The organism is Bacteroides sp. AM16-24, from assembly GCF_003471885.1.
GTDB lineage: Bacteria > Bacteroidota > Bacteroidia > Bacteroidales > Bacteroidaceae > Bacteroides.
The window spans coordinates 124,400-140,355 of sequence record NZ_QRKI01000011.1 but is presented as its reverse complement, the minus strand read 5'-3'; the positions used below and the strand labels follow the sequence as shown (position 1 = coordinate 140,355).

The 15,956-nt window shown below is 46.3% G+C and carries 16 protein-coding genes; 5 read left to right on the top strand and 11 right to left on the bottom strand.

Annotation, left to right across the window (positions count from 1 at the left end):
• Positions 1-122: 122 nt before the first annotated feature.
• On the top strand, positions 123-524 hold the full coding sequence (locus DW182_RS14010) for an FKBP-type peptidyl-prolyl cis-trans isomerase (RefSeq protein ID WP_117707685.1): 402 nt from the start codon (positions 123-125) through the stop codon (positions 522-524).
• A gap of 10 nt (positions 525-534) precedes the next feature.
• Entirely contained in the window at positions 535-1,107 is a 573-nt protein-coding gene (locus tag DW182_RS14005; RefSeq protein WP_118295898.1) for a flavodoxin family protein, read from the top strand.
• 25 nt (positions 1,108-1,132) lie between these two features.
• Here the strand turns inward: DW182_RS14005 and DW182_RS14000 are convergent, their stop codons facing one another.
• Together DW182_RS14000 and DW182_RS13995 are read right to left on the bottom strand one after the other, a co-directional pair.
• Positions 1,133-2,263 carry a glycerate kinase gene (locus tag DW182_RS14000; RefSeq protein ID WP_118295897.1) on the bottom strand — a complete coding sequence of 377 codons (1,131 nt, stop codon included), beginning with the start codon at positions 2,261-2,263 and terminating at the stop codon, positions 1,133-1,135.
• Between the two features lie 4 nt (positions 2,264-2,267).
• Positions 2,268-2,885, bottom strand: a complete 618-nt coding sequence (locus DW182_RS13995) for a hypothetical protein (protein ID WP_021967237.1) — start codon at positions 2,883-2,885, stop codon at positions 2,268-2,270.
• Between the two features lie 213 nt (positions 2,886-3,098).
• Between DW182_RS13995 and DW182_RS13990 the strand changes: the two genes are divergently transcribed.
• Complete coding sequence (locus DW182_RS13990; RefSeq protein ID WP_118216994.1) at positions 3,099-3,704, top strand: YigZ family protein; 606 nt, start codon at positions 3,099-3,101, stop codon at positions 3,702-3,704.
• Positions 3,705-3,740: 36 nt separating this feature from the next.
• On the opposite strand, the gene DW182_RS13985 is transcribed toward DW182_RS13990, so the two are convergent.
• Entirely contained in the window at positions 3,741-3,950 is a 210-nt protein-coding gene (locus DW182_RS13985; protein ID WP_007663338.1) for a CDGSH iron-sulfur domain-containing protein, read from the bottom strand.
• Positions 3,951-4,071: 121 nt separating this feature from the next.
• Here DW182_RS13985 and DW182_RS13980 point away from each other — a divergent pair, with 121 nt between their 5' ends.
• Positions 4,072-5,199, top strand: a complete 1,128-nt coding sequence (locus DW182_RS13980; protein WP_118295896.1) for an HpaII family restriction endonuclease — start codon at positions 4,072-4,074, stop codon at positions 5,197-5,199.
• Positions 5,199-5,765 (top strand): nitroreductase family protein, encoded by a 567-nt coding sequence (locus DW182_RS13975; protein WP_181982168.1) that lies wholly within the window; start codon positions 5,199-5,201, stop codon positions 5,763-5,765. The genes DW182_RS13980 and DW182_RS13975 overlap by 1 nt, the downstream gene beginning before the upstream one ends.
• A 989-nt stretch (positions 5,766-6,754) precedes the next feature.
• Here DW182_RS13975 and DW182_RS13965 read toward each other — a convergent pair.
• From DW182_RS13965 to gcvP, 8 genes are all read right to left on the bottom strand, one after another.
• Positions 6,755-9,085, bottom strand: coding sequence for a TonB-dependent receptor (locus DW182_RS13965; protein ID WP_118295895.1), 2,331 nt, complete (start codon positions 9,083-9,085; stop codon positions 6,755-6,757).
• A gap of 231 nt (positions 9,086-9,316) precedes the next feature.
• The gene (locus tag DW182_RS13960) at positions 9,317-9,685 is read right to left on the bottom strand and encodes a GntR family transcriptional regulator (protein WP_022393556.1); all 369 of its coding nucleotides are present in this window, start codon (positions 9,683-9,685) and stop codon (positions 9,317-9,319) included.
• Positions 9,686-9,688: 3 nt separating this feature from the next.
• Positions 9,689-10,450, bottom strand: coding sequence for a hypothetical protein (locus tag DW182_RS13955; RefSeq protein WP_118295894.1), 762 nt, complete (start codon positions 10,448-10,450; stop codon positions 9,689-9,691).
• Positions 10,451-10,459: 9 nt separating this feature from the next.
• Positions 10,460-11,284, bottom strand: coding sequence for an ATP-binding cassette domain-containing protein (locus DW182_RS13950; protein ID WP_118295893.1), 825 nt, complete (start codon positions 11,282-11,284; stop codon positions 10,460-10,462).
• A gap of 141 nt (positions 11,285-11,425) precedes the next feature.
• Positions 11,426-12,040 carry a GNAT family N-acetyltransferase gene (locus DW182_RS13945; protein ID WP_118295892.1) on the bottom strand — a complete coding sequence of 205 codons (615 nt, stop codon included), beginning with the start codon at positions 12,038-12,040 and terminating at the stop codon, positions 11,426-11,428.
• Positions 12,041-12,055: 15 nt separating this feature from the next.
• Complete coding sequence (locus tag DW182_RS13940; protein WP_007663321.1) at positions 12,056-12,715, bottom strand: hemolysin III family protein; 660 nt, start codon at positions 12,713-12,715, stop codon at positions 12,056-12,058.
• Between the two features lie 90 nt (positions 12,716-12,805).
• Positions 12,806-12,970: a hypothetical protein gene (locus tag DW182_RS22175; RefSeq protein WP_157448656.1), complete on the bottom strand. Its 165-nt coding sequence runs from the start codon at positions 12,968-12,970 to the stop codon at positions 12,806-12,808.
• A 120-nt stretch (positions 12,971-13,090) separates the two neighbouring features.
• Positions 13,091-15,940, bottom strand: coding sequence for an aminomethyl-transferring glycine dehydrogenase (gene gcvP, locus DW182_RS13935; protein WP_118295891.1), 2,850 nt, complete (start codon positions 15,938-15,940; stop codon positions 13,091-13,093).
• Positions 15,941-15,956: the final 16 nt, after the last annotated feature.

Sequence of the window (15,956 nt, the reverse complement as noted above, 5' to 3'; positions counted from 1 at the left end):
GGGCAAAGATACTCCTTATTCGTATAAACTCCAAAATGCAGCTATGAGCTTCGTCTATTTTTTGCGGGACGATATAAATGTTGTACTTTTGTTGTACAAAAAGCAATAAGAAGTTTGAGTATATGGGACGAAAAGAAGAATATAAACTGCAAAATGAGCAATACTTGGAAGCGTTGCGTGCAGAAGAAGAAATCAAAGAACTACCTTGCGGAATCCTCTACCGTGTATTGGAAAGCGGCAACGGTGATAATACTCCCCGTTTAAATAGCATTGTGACTGTGCACTATAAAGGCACCTTGATAAACGGTCGTGAATTTGACAACTCCTGGAAGCGCAATTGTCCTGAAGCATTTCGTCTGAACCAAGTTATCGAAGGTTGGCAGATAGCCCTGCAACGAATGCATGTAGGTGACCATTGGATAGTCTATATCCCTTACACAATGGGATACGGAACACGTAGCAGCGGTCCTATTCCCGCTTTCTCCACTTTGGTGTTTGAAGTTCAGCTATTAGGAATCGCATAATCATGTCATCATGAAAATTCTGATTATTAACGGAAGTCCCCGCAAGCAAGGCCATATCTCAAAGATGCTTCAACTTATGGAAACAGAAGCAAAAGACAATGGCGACGAAGTAACCGTCGTGAGAGTTGCCGATCTGGCAATCCGTCCTTGCATCGGCTGCATGAGTTGCCGTGAGAAACTGAAATGTTGCCTGCCGGAAGATGATGCACAGCGCGTACTGAAACAGATAGAAGAAGCTCATGCCTTGATTATCGGTGCTCCCTGCTATTGGGGGAATTTGCCCGGACAACTGAAAGTAATGTTCGACCGTATCGTTTACGGAATGATGGGAGAGACATCGCGAGGCATTCCTATCGGGCTGCATAAAGGAAAAAAGGCCGTTATCGTCAGTACTTGCACCACCCCGTATCCTTTCAATATCCTCTTTAATCAGTCAAGGGGAGTGGTGAAAGCACTAAAGGAAATTCTGAAATGGAGTGGATTCAAAGTCATCTCTGCCATTGAGAAAGGCGGAACGAAGCAACATCCCGGACTGACGGAGCGAGAGATGAAACGCTGCCGCAAAGTGATACGTAAGCTGTAATCAAGAAACCATTGAAAGATAAATTTTAGAAGGAACGACAAATCTCTACCACCGTTTCTGAGATATTTGCGCGTGCAACTTCCGGTTGCATGGCCTGCTCCAACGTTATGGATGGTGGATTGATAGAATATACTCCCCGAAATCCCGCCCGATGCAGGTCGTCTGCATTTTCTACGCTACCGGCTATCAGTATAACCGGAATTTTCTGTTTGCGAGCTTTGTCAAGTATGCCGGAAGGAACTTTCCCCATTAATGTTTGTTTGTCGGCCTTTCCTTCGCCGGTGATAATCAAATCAGCACCTTTTATTTTATTGCTGAAATCAAGAGTCTCCAGCATCAACTGTATACCCGGTTTCAATTTTGCATTCAGAAAAGCCAGCAAACTGCCCCCCATACCACCGGCGGCACCTGCTCCGGGATGATTGGAAATGTCTTTTCCCGTTTTGTGGAAGATGACTTCTGCAAAGTTTTTCATGCCTGCATCCAGCGCCTCTACCATTTTCCGGTCCGCTCCCTTCTGAGGAGCAAAGATATATGCGGCGCCTTCCGGTCCACAGAATGGATTTTGTACGTCGCAGGCAACGGTAAAATGGGAAGTTCTTAAATCAGGGTGGACGAAACTTGTATCTATGGAAACAACTTCCATTAAAATTTTTCCGTTACCAGTTTCCAATATCTTCCCTTCTTTATTCAGAAACCGGAAACCTAAGGCCTGTAACATTCCCAGCCCGGCATCATTCGTTGCACTGCCACCAATGCCGATGATGAAGTTGCGGCAACCACGTTCCAACGCATCACGAATCAGTTCTCCCGTTCCGTAGGAGGTGGTCAGCATCGGATTCCTTTTCTCCGGCGGAACCAGAGGCAACCCGCTGATGCTTGCCATTTCTATAAAGGCCGTTTTCCCGTCTTCCGAAATGCCGTAGTAAGTATCGTGCCATTCCATGAGAGGGTTGTGGGCAGAAATCTGCACTTCACGTCCGTTGGTTGCTGCAATCAGCACATCCAGCATTCCTTCGCCGCCATCGGCTATAGGTAGAGACAGAATTTCACACTCCGGGAATACAGAACGAATACCCTCAGCAGCAACTTTTCCTGCTTCTGCCGAGGATAAACATCCTTTGAAGGAGTCGATGGCGATGACTACTTTCTTCATGTATTTAGATTTCCTCTATATCTTCTATATCTTCCAGTTTGGCTTCGGTCTTAGCTTCCGTCTTTGTCAATTTCTTGGTATTGTTGGCAATAACTGCCAAAGCGCGATACAGTTCAGCAAGCAGGCGTGCAAATACAACAATCAGGAAACCGTATATCGGCATGAGGAAGAAAATGCCTGTAGATACCGGCATGACGTATTGTAATTCGTTTGCTGCCAAGAGTGCGATAATCAGTGAGCAAAGTGTGCCAACAACACCGATATAAAGTCCGAGCCATTCACCCACTGTCTGTGTCAGATGGGATACTACAGGGATAGCAATGAATTCGTTGTCTTCCTGGATGACTTCTTTCAGTTTGTTTTTCCGGTTCATCCAGAGCAGATAGCTGCCCCATGCACCACCGCAAAGGATAATAAATATCAGAATAAAAGCAAAGATTGCTTTCCCCTCGGCGAACTTGAAGAACCCCGTGTCGATGACTTTCACCAGGATTGCAATAGGAAATAGCAGATTTAGTACAGCAAAGATGACATAAAGCCAACGGAAAGGTTCACGGAAGAAACGTCCGTTGTCGATGTAACCCAGCAGAGGGTCGAGAAAGGTAAACAGCTTGTTGTTCATAGTGATAAATGTTACTTATGGGAGGACCTTGCATTCTAAGATTGTAAGTATGAGGCCCTGATACATACTTATAATCAGAAGTTTTTCTATTGAATGCGGTTCTGTTTTGACAAATTTACAAAAAAAACTTTTAAACTCTGTCCGTTTCGTCTGAAAAAGAGAGAGGATTAGAAACTATTTTCTCATAACGATAAGAATACGTATCTTTGCACCATGAGTGAAGATACCTACAAAACCATAAACGCCCCTGCCGAAGGGATTTATACCGAGAAGCGTAGCAAATTCATTGCTATCGCTTTGCCTGTGCGTACTGTCGATGAGGTAAAATCGCATCTGGAAACTTATCAGAAGAAATATTACGATGCCCGCCACGTCTGCTACGCCTATATGTTGGGAGCCGAGCGCAAGGATTTCCGTGCCAATGATAACGGAGAACCTTCCGGTACGGCAGGAAAACCTATCCTGGGACAGATTAACTCCAATGAACTGACCGATATACTGATTATCGTGGTCCGCTACTTCGGTGGCATCAAGTTGGGGACGAGCGGACTGATTGTAGCTTATAAAGCTGCTGCCGCCGAAGCGATAGCTGCTGCCGAGATTATAGAAAAGACGGTGGATGAGACGGTGGCTTTCCTGTTTGAATACCCTTTTATGAATGACGTGATGCGCATTGTCAAGGAGGAGGAGCCGGAAATACTGGAACAGTCGTACGATATGGATTGCCGCATGGCGCTTCGCATCCGTAAGTCGATGATGCCGAAGCTGAAGGCACGCCTGGAAAAAGTCGAGACATTGCGCTTTGAAGAGGATGCGTAATGTCTCAGCTCCCCGGAGAAAATTCCTCCGGTACGTCTATTTCAGAGATAAATCGTTATAGTGGATTTTCCTGTGCGTCCCGTCGCAGAAGGGTTGTTTATAAGAGCGTCCGCAGCGACACAAGGCGATTCTTCCTTTTCGTACCTCTGCTTTTCCCTCCCGGTCTATCAATTTGAAATTGCCTTCTACAATAAAAGGTCCGTTGGGTGTAGCCGTGATGGCTACTGTATTTTCTTCTGTTTCCATATCATTGTTTTTTTAATGTTATACGTTTCAAATAAAACGTTTGCGTATGGAAATAGTTTATCCATTCACTTTTTTTGTATGGATTTCCTTATCTTTGCACTTATAAATAATATATAGATATATGGCATTCGAAGCAACAAAGCGTGAGTTGGGCGAACTCTACACATTCTTTCGCCTGTTGGCAGACGGAAAGGTTTCATTGGGCACACCGCAAGTCCGGAAGGATGAAGCAAAGTGCTGGTCCATTGCGATGGTACAAAGGGAAGAGCATGACGGCACGCGCCGTTATTATATAGAACAGGAAAATATCCGTATCGTCAGCGGGGCGGTGGAGAAAATGGGGACGTTTACTGTGGCTGACAAGGAAGAACAGAACATTCCCCGCGAAGACTTTGGCGGGGCGGCAGAGCTGATACTTGAATTGCTGAAAACGACTGCCGGTTCCGATACGATTGAAGTTCCCGAAGGTCTGGAAGGTTTTCTCGATGCCATCAATATCTACGATTTGGAGGCGAAGACGGAAGACCGCACGGATTTCTCTGTTGCCTTCTGGCACGCTGAAGCACCGTTGACGGGATTTAATGTCCGTTGCCGCCTCAGTTCGATGAACCCGTTGCTGGATGGCGGACGCACGGCAAACCTGAAACTGGAACAGTCGGGTATCAAGTTTGCTACGCCTACGGTGAACAAGGTGAATGCTTTGCCGGAATCTCCGACGGAGGTTACCGAGCGTATGCTGATGATTGAGCGTCTGGGCGGAGTGCTGAAATATTCGGATGTGGCGGACCGTGTGTTCCGTTGCAACCTGCTGATGATTGATTTACACTTCCCCCGTATGTTGGCGGAGATGGTGCGCATGATGCACCTCGATGGCATTTCCCGTGTCAGCGAACTGACGGAGCGTATCAAAGAGATAAATCCCCTGAAGATAAAAGATGAGCTGATAAACAAACATGGTTTCTATGAGTTTAAGATGAAACAGTTCTTGTTGGCACTTGCCTTGGGCATGCGTCCGGCAAAGATTTATAACGGTACGGACTCAGCCGTAGAAGGCATTCTGCTGGTAAATGCGGAAGGAGAGGTGCTTTGCTATCATCAGTCGGAGCGCCAGGTATTTGCCGATTTCTTATATCAGAACACTCGTTTCGAGAAAGGCTCGGTAGATAAGGATAAGTACGGTTTCCTTGAAAAAGAGAACGGCGTGTATTATTTCAGACTGAATGTAAAGATTGGGTTGACAAAAAAATAATGAGTATGAATGAGATTTTAAAGACCATCAAGTCGCGTCGCAGTGTGCGCGCTTATACGGAACAACAGATTTCGCAGGAAGATTTAACTGCCATTCTGGAAGCGGCAACCTATGCCCCCAGTGGTATGGGACTCCAGACGTGGCATTTCACCGCTATTCAGAATGACGCTGTACTGGAAGAACTGAACGAAAAGATTAAAGGCGCTTTTGCCAAGAGCGATGAACCCCGTTTGCAGGAACGCGGACATAGCCGGACGTATTGTTGTTATTATCATGCTCCTACACTCGTCATTGTTTCCAACGAACCGACACAGTGGTGGGCAAGCATGGATTGTGCCTGTGCCATGCAGAATATTTTCCTTGCAGCCAAGTCTCTCGGCATCGGTTCCTGCTGGATAAACCAGTTGGGGCAAACTTGTGATGATCCTGATGTGCGTGCTTTCCTTACGAAGCTGGGCATCCCCGAAAACCACCGCGTATATGGTTGTGCCGCTTTAGGTTACGCCGCTGCCGCTCCGGTGAAGGAGAAGAAACTGGCGGAAGGCACTGTGACGGTTATTAAGTGATACTGAACGTTCCCTTGTTCTCTATATTTACTTTCGTATGCTGAATATATTTGTCATCTGTTGTCCTGCATAGAGGTATGGGATAAAGATGACTGGATTGAATGTTTTGCCATCTTGCGGAGCTTGATGGAAAAGAATGCAGGGAATCCGTATGATGAAAATGCAAAAAGAAAGCATTTGGGGAGAATGAAAGGAATGTTGTATGGTGATATTCCTGTAAATGCTTCCATACGTTTGTATATGGTTAAATTTCAATCAAATGGACTTTAAGAGAATGATTGGAATGCTTCGAAATGTAGCGGATAAAACTTCTTTCAGAAGAAGATTTTTCCATGTTTTGGATAAAAATAGCCTTATATCCGATAGGGCTACACCCTTTTAAGTACATGGTTACACCCTTTTGGGCATATGGCTACACCCTTTTTGCTGAATGGTGTAGCCCTTTTTCAACCCCGTTATCTCCCCTGTTATGTTCGTTTCTGCCGATAGGAACTTCCGTTACTGCTCGTGGGAACTCCGGTTTCCCTTAATGGGAACTCCAGTTCCCTTTAGTGGGAACGACAGTTTCTCCTTGTGGAAACGCTCGTTTCCTGCTGGTAGGAAACCCCAATTGCTTGTTTGCTAATTGATTATGAAAGCATCTGGAAAGTGTCAAAAAACGATGCGAAGCTGCAGGGTAAATCGGGAGCCGATGGACGAATAAGTATTAGATAAAAGACAATATGAGGAAAAGTCATAACAATAACGAAAAGACTTTTCTTCGTATGTTTACCCATCGTTGATGTAGCGAATCACTCTTGCCGTTTTCTTTCCCCACTATACAGCAAAGAAGGTGTTCATAAAAATGCCCGCAGGGGAGGCGGCAGTCAGGTAATTAATGAATTATACATGAAGCAATTTCGTATAATTCCGTCGCCTCGCCCTGTGGGCTCCCTCTTTTCACAAAGCGGGTTGAAATGAAGCTATATTCCGATAAGAATTTACTTCATTTATCTCTGCATATCAATGATACCGCTATCCGTATCGCTATTGTTCAATCCCTTGTTTCCGGCTTTGTGTCTGCGGCCGAACTCAAACGTATAGCCTACGCGGAGTATGAACATCTGTCCCGTTTCTTTTACAAAAGTTTCCGAACGGAAAGGCGCTACCTCACTGATACGTTCTTTTCCCACCTTATAATTATTGGTGAAAGGAAACAGAACACCAATCCCTGCCTGAAAGTTTTGCTTGGCATACATCGCCATAAATGCGGTCTGATTCTCATTCTTCTTGATGGTTTCACCAAAGAAGTTATTCTGCACCTTCCGGAACTGCCCGAGCAGTGAGAAACCTTTGTATTGCAATTGCGCCATCACACTGTAATAAAATTCATCGTACGTGTGACTGTATGTCAAGCCTTCCGACCAATTGCGGGTATATCCTCCCGAAGCATAAAGCGTCAGGAAATCTTTCAGCCCGAAGAGCGTTGCGCCGTTGATGCCTACCATCAGTTCCGCATTTAGGCTTTGGAACGACCGTTGGTTTTCATCTTTCAATATCAGTTTCCCGTCCTCAACGAAGATGCTTTCCATGATGGGACTGTCGTAATACTGGTGGCGCACGCTCAGATTGGCATTGAACTGCTTCTTCGAATAGCTGTAAGACAAAGAGTTCGTGAACTGCTGATACGTTTTCAGCAACGGATTACCACGAACTATCTGTATCGTATCTATAGCCTGCTCCACATCCGTCAACGAACCAAGCGACGGTATGGCGGGACTGATATTGAACCGGTAGCGCAGGAAGCCCGCTTTCTTCATATTGTAACTCAATCGTACGGTAGGCGTGAAGGTATAGTAAGCATGGCTTTCGTTGCTTTCCTTGAACCAGGCGCGCGTCATGCCCACACTACCCGCATAACTGAAATCCTTCACCTTGCCCTGCACCTCAAAGAAAGCGGAAGTCTGCGACTGGTCCATTTTCGAAGTAGTGGGATTGGAGCCTTTGTATTCATTCTCCGTCCTCATCTGGTAGTGGCGGGCGCCACCGCTCAGTTTCACATCCTTGAAGCTCTTTTCATAAATGGCCTCACCGATGACAGAGCGTTTATCGCCATCCACCAGTGTCTGAATATCCGCCAACGGTGCATTCTCGTCCTTGTACTCCTTATATTTACGGTTGTTCTTGGTGTGGATGAGCGTTCCCGTCACATTCATCTGTATGCTTTGCTGATGGGGCAGGGTATGCTGGAAGTAAAGGTCGAGTGCCGGAGAATAGCTGGATGTGTGGTTATTGACGTATGAATAGATAGACTCCGTGCTGCCTACTGCCCACATCCGGTTCAGCTCGTTCTGGTAAGGAGCGTTGTTGAGGTTATTGCGGAAGATGGCGTTGAAGACATACTTGTCCGCTTTCGTCAGATTGTATGTCAGGTTCAGGTTGTTGATGAAACTGAGTGCGGGGGATTCGTCTTCGATACCTTCCTTGATGCGGTCGATGGTACGGTCGCCCAGGTGGAAGGTTTCGTGAGATTCGAGGCGGCTGTGATACTTGCCGTTCTTGTTGAAGTAGTCGATGCCCCATTCGGAGTTTTTGTAATTGAACTTCGCACTCAGGAAATTCTCTCCCCACAGGGTATGGGGTGAGTCGGAAAGCTGGAAGTTTACCACACCACCCGTTTCGCGGCGGCGCAGGATGATGTTCACCACAGCGCCCAGTTCGTCGTCACCGTATTGCTTGCCGGGGTCTTCAATGAACTCCACGCGCAGCACGTCTTTGGCTCTGATGGCGGCTATTTCCTTGTCTGTCACCTTGATGCCGTTGATGCGGGTTTGCACGGCTCCACCGCCACTGACACTCATGCTGTTGGTGAAGTTGTCCACTTGCAGGCGGGCGATACCGAGATTGTTCAGCAGGTCGTAGGCACCGAACGAGCGTTTCAATTGGCTTTCGGTGGGCAGGATAATCTGACGATCCACCCGTTGAAGCACGTTACTGGCGGATACGGTTACCTCGCCCAGACTGACGGCATCTTCCTGCAACTGTACATCGCCCAGATCGAGGTTGTTGTTCAGTTTCAGCAGGATGACTTCACTCTGATAGCCGATGAAAGTAATGGCGAGGCGGTAGTTGCCCGCCTTGATTTTATTGAGAGTGAACTTGCCCTGTGCATCCGATGTTACTCCGGTCACCAAGGTGGAGTCTGTGGCCCATAGTGATACGTTGGCGGCTATAATCGCCTCTTGAGAAGCGTCTGTGACACGTCCTTTGACGGAGAGGTTCTGTGCCTGCGCACTGAGTACGCAGAGGACAAGCAATAGTAAAAATAGTTTTGTTTTCATATTCGTTTCTGTTAGTAGATTACTAATCAATTAGGGATACAGATTTCACTCCTCCCCATTGGGGAAGATTCTATCTATTGTATTTCAATAGTTTATACTTTCTTCGTTGAGACGGTGAAAGTTAGGATTGTACGGCGGAATTCAGTTCGTACATCAGCGTAAAAACCTTGACTATGATGAGTACGAAGAGGAGTCCGAAAGTAATCCATAATGCTGTCTTTGCGTATCTCTTCATGAACTGCTGTTTTTAAGTTTATTATATCGTTCTGTTATTTCATCTATGCTGATGCCAAGCAGGTCCATAATGCTGAACAGGTCGGCAAGCTGGTTTTCAAAGAATTCTTTCTTCTGTATCTTCATCACTTTCTTCATGGCATCCTTTGAGAGATAGAAGCCCATGCCCCGCTCGGGATAGATGATGTCCTCCGCTTGCAGGTATTCGTAGGCTTTCAGCACGGTGCGCGAGTTCACGGCAAGCTGCGTGGAAAGCTCCCTGACCGAGACTATTCGTTCGCCCGCCGTCCACTCACGGGTGAGTATCTTGCTGAAACAGAAGTCTACAATCTGCTGGTATATCGGTTTATTGGTCTTGAAGTCCATAGCTTACAGTTGTTTTTCTTTGAGCAGGAAGTAGCTCGATATCCATATTCCGATGCTGAACAAGATAGGGGTACCGTAGTTGCAGAAAGCAATGATGGCTTCTGACGTGCTGCTTATCGGGAAATTATAGATGGGATAGGCTATGTTTGCTATCCAATATCCGTGGCTGTCGGCAGGTTCCCACAATGTTATTGAGAGTATAATCCCGAAAATGAGAATGAAGCAGGAACACAAAACGATGAAGGAATTTATCAGCTTCTGGCGTTTGAAGGCTATGCATCCGAGGAAGAAAATTCCTTGCATCAAGCTGCATGACAGTATCTGGTCTTTTTCTATCAGGTGAAATTCAATGTGGCTGCCGAAGTGTTGCAGGTAGTCAGTGCCTGAGAGTATTAGTAACCCTTTTATGCTTGTTATCAGCAAGAAACAGAACAGCGGGAGTACGAGTAGATACTTCATCCACAAGTGCAGGAACTTCTCAAAAACGGAAGCGGGCATCAACAGGTATAGAGTGGAGGTCTGTTTGGTGATATTTATCTCCAACAGGCAGGGGGCGATGCAGAGAAACCACAGCACGTAGCGGCTGAGGGAGAAAGCCTGTGTATGTTCGATGTAATAGCTTGAGCCTTTGTTGATATCATACATCATGCAGAGAAGACAAATGCCCAGCACAATACCGGCACTCCATAGCAAGTGTCGGCCGGTTTCCTGTTTCTTGTACTGTTCCAGCAGGAAGAAACGTTTCAGGTTGAAGGTTGCATTCATATTCTTTGTTTATTTGAACATTGATTTTATCTTTTCCGGCACTTGCAGCACTGCTTTGTACAGCAGTTCTATATCCGGTGTATTTTCTTCTTCCTCTTCATTAGGCAACACGGAGAAATATCCGGGTAATTCCTGTTCGCTGTAAATGCTGTCTTCGGGCAGACTGTCTGTCCGGGCAAAGAGGAGGCGCTGGCTGATTTCGTCCAATGAACGGTTCAGCAAGATTTCGCCTTCGCCGAGGATGATGAGGTGATCCAGCAGGTTCTCGAAGTCGTGTGCCTGATGGGTAGAGATGAGGAGCGTACTGTCATCATCTATGCTGCGGCTGATGATACGTTTCAGAGCTTGTCGGGATGTGATGTCCAGTCCGTTTGTAGGCTCGTCGAGTATCAGGAGCGGGGTATGCAGTGCAAAGGCATACGCCAGCATCGCCTTCTTCTGCTGACCATAAGAAACTGCGGATAACTTCTGTTTCCTGTCAATCTTCAGTTCTTCAAGATTCTGTTCAAACTCTTTGTGGTTGAAGTGAGGATAGAAAGCGGAATGCCGTGTGGCAAAAGCGGAAATGCTTTCGGAAGGCATCTGCATTTCTTCGGGCAGAAAGAAGTAGCGGCTCAATAAGGCGGGTTCTCTTTTTGCCGGATTCATCCCATCAATGCTGCATTCTCCTTTCCAAGGAAAAAGTAGTCCGCAAAGGAGATGTATCAGTGTGGTTTTACCTACACCGTTCTCTCCCAGAAGTCCATATATTCCGTTGCCTATCTCCAAAGATATATCATTGAAAATAGGATGGTTAGACTTGTAGCCGTAGCTGATGTTTTCTATCTTTATCATAGTTTTTTAAGTGTTGCACTGATGTACAACACTGCAAACGTAGGGGAAGCTGAGGAGAAAAACAAGGAAGGGAGAGATTAATTAATATATTTTAGCAGTCAGCGAAGTCTTGTCGTAGTGGTATGCCGACTATTGTAACTTTTACAATTCAATGAATTTCCTTTTAAAAGGTCTGTTTTTCCCAATTTGTTTATATATAAGTTTTATTCTGGCTACATATCCGCAACGTTTGAAGCCTTTCGCCGAGGCGCGGTTTGAGGATTGTACATAGGCAAAAGTGACGGATTTACCTTGTTTCCGTGCTTCATACTCTCTTATGGCGATTATTTTCCGATGTAATCCTTCTCCCCTATGATAGGGGTTGGTATAGTCGTCAAACAGATAAGCTGTATTCGGATCCATCTTTCTGTTTATGAAGTTGTCGTGATTTGTTGAGATTGCGCCATAACATATCAGGTTATCGCCATCGTAGATTCCGTAGTATGAATATCCCGGTTGGTCAATAAACCTTTCAATTTGTTTCAACTTGCGATTATTAAACCACTTCCCATCGAATTTCATTTGCTTTCTGAAGTCATCCATTGTCATTTTGTGATACTGTACTAATGTGTCGGTATCTATGGTTTCGGGAAGCTCTTTGAAGTATGCTAAGTACTTAATGTAAGTAATACCCAGCATTCTCACGACTTTAAAGATTGTTTTGTACAGGCATCCTATTATGCCGTAACGTTTGATTATGTCTGTTAGCTTGTTCATTTTGACTGTCCGTTTTTATAAAATCAACCACACCGCCATCATGTGGCATATTGATCCTCCCAATACGAAGAAATGAAATATAGAATGCATATAACGTTGCCGGAAAGAGTAGAACACCGCTCCGGTGATGTAGCAAATGCCCTCACCGATCATCCAGTAGCACGTTCCTGCGGCAACGGCATATAGAGGTTTGAAGGCAACCAGTACGGACAGCCCCATAACGATGAAACAGATTGTTTCCACATTGCTATGTTCCTCCATTTTGCGGAAACTCGCGATAGTGCCGATGATAGCGCACAACCAGACAAAACCGAATAGTCCCCATCCCCAAGCGCCTTCGCTCCGCAGTGCAATGAGTGTGACGGGTGAATAACTGCCCGCAATATGCCAGTAGATAGCCGCATGGTCCCAATTCCGCAACCGCTTTTTCCAGGGATTATGGTATTTCAGCGCATGGTAGAGAGTAGAGGCAACGTAAGAGCCGAGCATGCCGAAGAGGTAGAGCCAGATGCCGAATACAGCCCAGAAGTTTCCACTCTGATAGCTTTTTACGAGAAATATCGTGCCGACAACAACTCCCATCAGGATGCCTGCGGCGTGCGAGAGGGTATTTATTCTCTCTTCGGCTTTTGTGTAGAAAAGTCCGTTTTGTTTCTTTTTCCGGGTGATGCTCATTTCTTCGGTTAGTACTCGTGACACTTCCGCAAAGGTATGCCTTTTGGGGCAGAAAGCAAAGATTTGCTATTTTATATTTTCGCCATCTCCCTATTGTAAGGTGTGCTTTTCGAAACTGTCCTTCTGAATGGAGTAACGGCAAGCCAGACGGTTCCAGTTCCAATGCCCGGTCGTACATATTGAGAGCAAGATATAGGTTCGACTGTCGGCCATAAGCCATGATGATGCCGTTTCCCACTTTTTGCAGACTGTCATTTATTTGATGAAGGTGGGCACGAATGGCAAGTAGTTCGTATTTCAGCAATGAATCGTTAGGAGCAACATCATTATATATATGCGGACGAATATTTATTCGTCCGCATACACCAAGAGAGTTTATTCAAAGCATCCGTAGCACGTCGGCAACAGCTTACGGTCGCCCAGCGTGTTATCCACACGCGCTACGTTTATCCAGAATTTGTTTTCGCGTACACTTTCTATCGGATAAACCGCCTTTTCCCGAGTATAGCTGTGTTCCCAGTTGTTGGCAACCACTTCATATTCGGGGTGCGGAGCGTTTATCAGAACATTGTCTTCCTTATCTGCTTTGCCTTCTTTCACTTCCTGAATTTCTTCCCAGATGTTTAACATTACATTAATGAAATTATCCAGCTCGCTGAGGCTTTCGCTTTCCGTAGGCTCTATCATCAGTGTACCGTGAACAGGGAAGGAGAGGGTAGGAGCATGATACCCATAATCCATCAATCGTTTGGCAATGTCATTCTCGCTGATACCTGTTTCTTCGTGAACCTTACGGCATTCCAATATCATCTCATGGCCTACGAAACCCATAGCGCCACGATATACGATACCATACGTATCTTTCAGACAGGCTGCCAGATAATTAGCGCTGAGAATAGCGATTTTGGTAGCACGTGTCAATCCTTCCGTACCCATCATACGGATATATCCGTAAGTGATAGGCAAAATACCGGCGCTACCGAATGGGGCGGCAGATACAGTATTGGCAGGATTGCCGAACAGCGGATGTCCTGGCAAGAATGGGACGAGATGTTCTGCAACGCAGATAGGACCTACGCCCGGACCACCGCCACCATGAGGCGAAGCAAATGTCTTGTGCAGGTTCAGGTGGCAAACGTCGGCGCCAATAAAGCCGGGATTTGTCAGACCTACTTGCGCATTCATGTTGGCGCCGTCCATATATACCTGTGCTCCGCATTCATGGATGATGCGGCAGATTTCTACGATTTCTGTTTCAAAAATACCGTGAGTAGAAGGATAGGTAATCATCAGTGCGGCAAGGTCGTCTTTGTTTTCTTCCGCCTTGGCACGAAGATCATCCATGTCCACATTACCCTGTGCGTCGCAAGCACAAGTCACAGTAGTAAAACCGGCTTGGATGGCAGATGCCGGATTGGTGCCATGGGCTGAAGCGGGAATCAATATTTTATTGCGGTGCCCCTGACCGATGTTTTCCAGATAAGCGCGGATAACGCGAAGCCCTGTATATTCACCTGCCGCACCGGAATTCGGTTGCAGACTGACGCCTGCAAAGCCTGTGATGACTTTCAATTCTTCACTGAGATTGTTTATCAATTCACGGTAGCCCTCTGCCTGGTCCTCGGGAACAAGCGGATGCATGCACATGAATTCCGGACGACTGAGGGGCAGCATTTCCGCCGCAGCGTTCAGCTTCATGGTGCAGGAACCCAGGGAAATCATGGAGTGGGCAAGGGAAATATCCTTGCGATCGAGGCGTTTGATATAACGCATCATTTCCGTTTCTGTGTGATATTTATTGAACACTTCATGGGTCAGATAAGAACTCTGACGTTTCAGAGCCTTGCTGATAGTACTGTTTACGGGAATATCTTCTGCTTTTGTCCAATCCTTACCGGCGGCAATGGCAAAAATGGAGAGCAGGATGTTGGCAGCAGATACATCTGTTGTTTCATCGATACTCATACCTACATCTCCATTGTGGAAATAGCGCAAGTTAACTTCTTTACTCAAGGCAATGGTACGTATCTGTTGTGCAGATACAGTATCAGGCAATGCAAAACGTAGGGTGTCGAAGTATTGCTCGTTCACTTGTTTGTATCCCAGCTTGTTGATGTTCTTTTCGAGATATGCCGCAATGCTGTGAATGCGTTCGGCGATAGTGCGAATGCCTTCCGGTCCATGATATACGGCATAGAAACCTGCCATCGTTGCCAGCAACGCTTGTGCGGTACAGATATTTGAAGTGGCTTTTTCACGTTTGATATGTTGCTCACGGGTTTGCAAGGCCATACGATAACACAACTTTCCGTATTTGTCTTTTGACCAGCCAATGATACGTCCCGGAATGTTACGCTTGTACTCGTCACGTGTAGCAAAATAACCGGCAGACGGTCCACCGTAGAACATTGGTGTGCCGAGACGCTGCGTAGTACCGAATACAATGTCAGCTCCCCATTCTCCCGGAGGTGTGAGTAGGGCAAGACTCAAAATATCGGCGGCTACAGCCACTTTGCAGTTGGCAGCGTGAGCTTTCTCTACAAAGGTGCGGTAATCTTCCACATTTCCACTTGCATTGGGATATTGCAGTATGCAGGCAAAAATGTCCGGCGTCATTTCCATCTCGGAATATTTACCTGTGCGTATCTGGATACCTTGCGGGATGGCGCGTGTGGTCATTACTGCCAATATTTGTGGAAAAATCTTTTCGTCCACAAACACAACGTTTGCACCGGATTTCTGCATATCGCGCGGACGCAGGGCATACATCATACTGACGGCTTCGGCCGCAGCTGTTGCTTCATCCAGCAGGGAACAGTTGGCAAGAGGCATACCTGTTAGGTCGCAGACTGCTGTCTGGAAGTTCATCAACGCTTCGAGGCGTCCCTGTGAAACTTCTGTCTGGTAGGGAGTATAGGAGGTATACCATACGGGATTCTCAAATACATTCCGTTGGATAACGGCGGGGGTGATGGTATTATACCAGCCGAGGCCGATATACGTAGTGTAAAGTTTGTTTTTGCACGCTAATCGGGTGATGTGTTGGCCGAACTCATATTCTGTCATGGGTTCGGGGAGTGCTAATGGCTCTTTCAGCCGAATGTTGGCAGGAATGGTTTTATCTATCAACTCATCCAAACTGCCGACTCCAATTTTCCGGAGCATTTTCTCTTCATCTTTCTCGCTAATGCCGATGTGGCGGCAAGCTAATAGGTCGCTTTTCATGGTAGTATCTGTTTTT

Excerpts from the sequence above, each read along its gene's own strand:
- DW182_RS14005 (WP_118295898.1), top strand. The coding sequence starts at position 535 with ATGAAAATTCTGATTATTAACGGAAGTCCCCGCAAGCAAGGCCATATC.
- DW182_RS22175 (WP_157448656.1), bottom strand. The coding sequence starts at position 12,970 with ATGACAGTCTGCAAAAAGTGGGAAACGGCATCATCATGGCTTATGGCC.
- DW182_RS13995 (WP_021967237.1), bottom strand. The coding sequence starts at position 2,885 with ATGAACAACAAGCTGTTTACCTTTCTCGACCCTCTGCTGGGTTACATC.
- DW182_RS13955 (WP_118295894.1), bottom strand. The coding sequence starts at position 10,450 with ATGAATGCAACCTTCAACCTGAAACGTTTCTTCCTGCTGGAACAGTAC.
- DW182_RS13940 (WP_007663321.1), bottom strand. The coding sequence starts at position 12,715 with ATGAGCATCACCCGGAAAAAGAAACAAAACGGACTTTTCTACACAAAA.
- DW182_RS14010 (WP_117707685.1), top strand. The coding sequence starts at position 123 with ATGGGACGAAAAGAAGAATATAAACTGCAAAATGAGCAATACTTGGAA.
- DW182_RS13990 (WP_118216994.1), top strand. The coding sequence starts at position 3,099 with ATGAGTGAAGATACCTACAAAACCATAAACGCCCCTGCCGAAGGGATT.
- DW182_RS13960 (WP_022393556.1), bottom strand. The coding sequence starts at position 9,685 with ATGGACTTCAAGACCAATAAACCGATATACCAGCAGATTGTAGACTTC.
- gcvP (WP_118295891.1), bottom strand. The coding sequence starts at position 15,940 with ATGAAAAGCGACCTATTAGCTTGCCGCCACATCGGCATTAGCGAGAAA.
- DW182_RS13950 (WP_118295893.1), bottom strand. The coding sequence starts at position 11,284 with ATGATAAAGATAGAAAACATCAGCTACGGCTACAAGTCTAACCATCCT.
- DW182_RS14000 (WP_118295897.1), bottom strand. The coding sequence starts at position 2,263 with ATGAAGAAAGTAGTCATCGCCATCGACTCCTTCAAAGGATGTTTATCC.
- DW182_RS13965 (WP_118295895.1), bottom strand. The coding sequence starts at position 9,085 with ATGAAAACAAAACTATTTTTACTATTGCTTGTCCTCTGCGTACTCAGT.
- DW182_RS13945 (WP_118295892.1), bottom strand. The coding sequence starts at position 12,040 with ATGAACAAGCTAACAGACATAATCAAACGTTACGGCATAATAGGATGC.
- DW182_RS13985 (WP_007663338.1), bottom strand. The coding sequence starts at position 3,950 with ATGGAAACAGAAGAAAATACAGTAGCCATCACGGCTACACCCAACGGA.
- DW182_RS13980 (WP_118295896.1), top strand. The coding sequence starts at position 4,072 with ATGGCATTCGAAGCAACAAAGCGTGAGTTGGGCGAACTCTACACATTC.
- DW182_RS13975 (WP_181982168.1), top strand. The coding sequence starts at position 5,199 with ATGAGTATGAATGAGATTTTAAAGACCATCAAGTCGCGTCGCAGTGTG.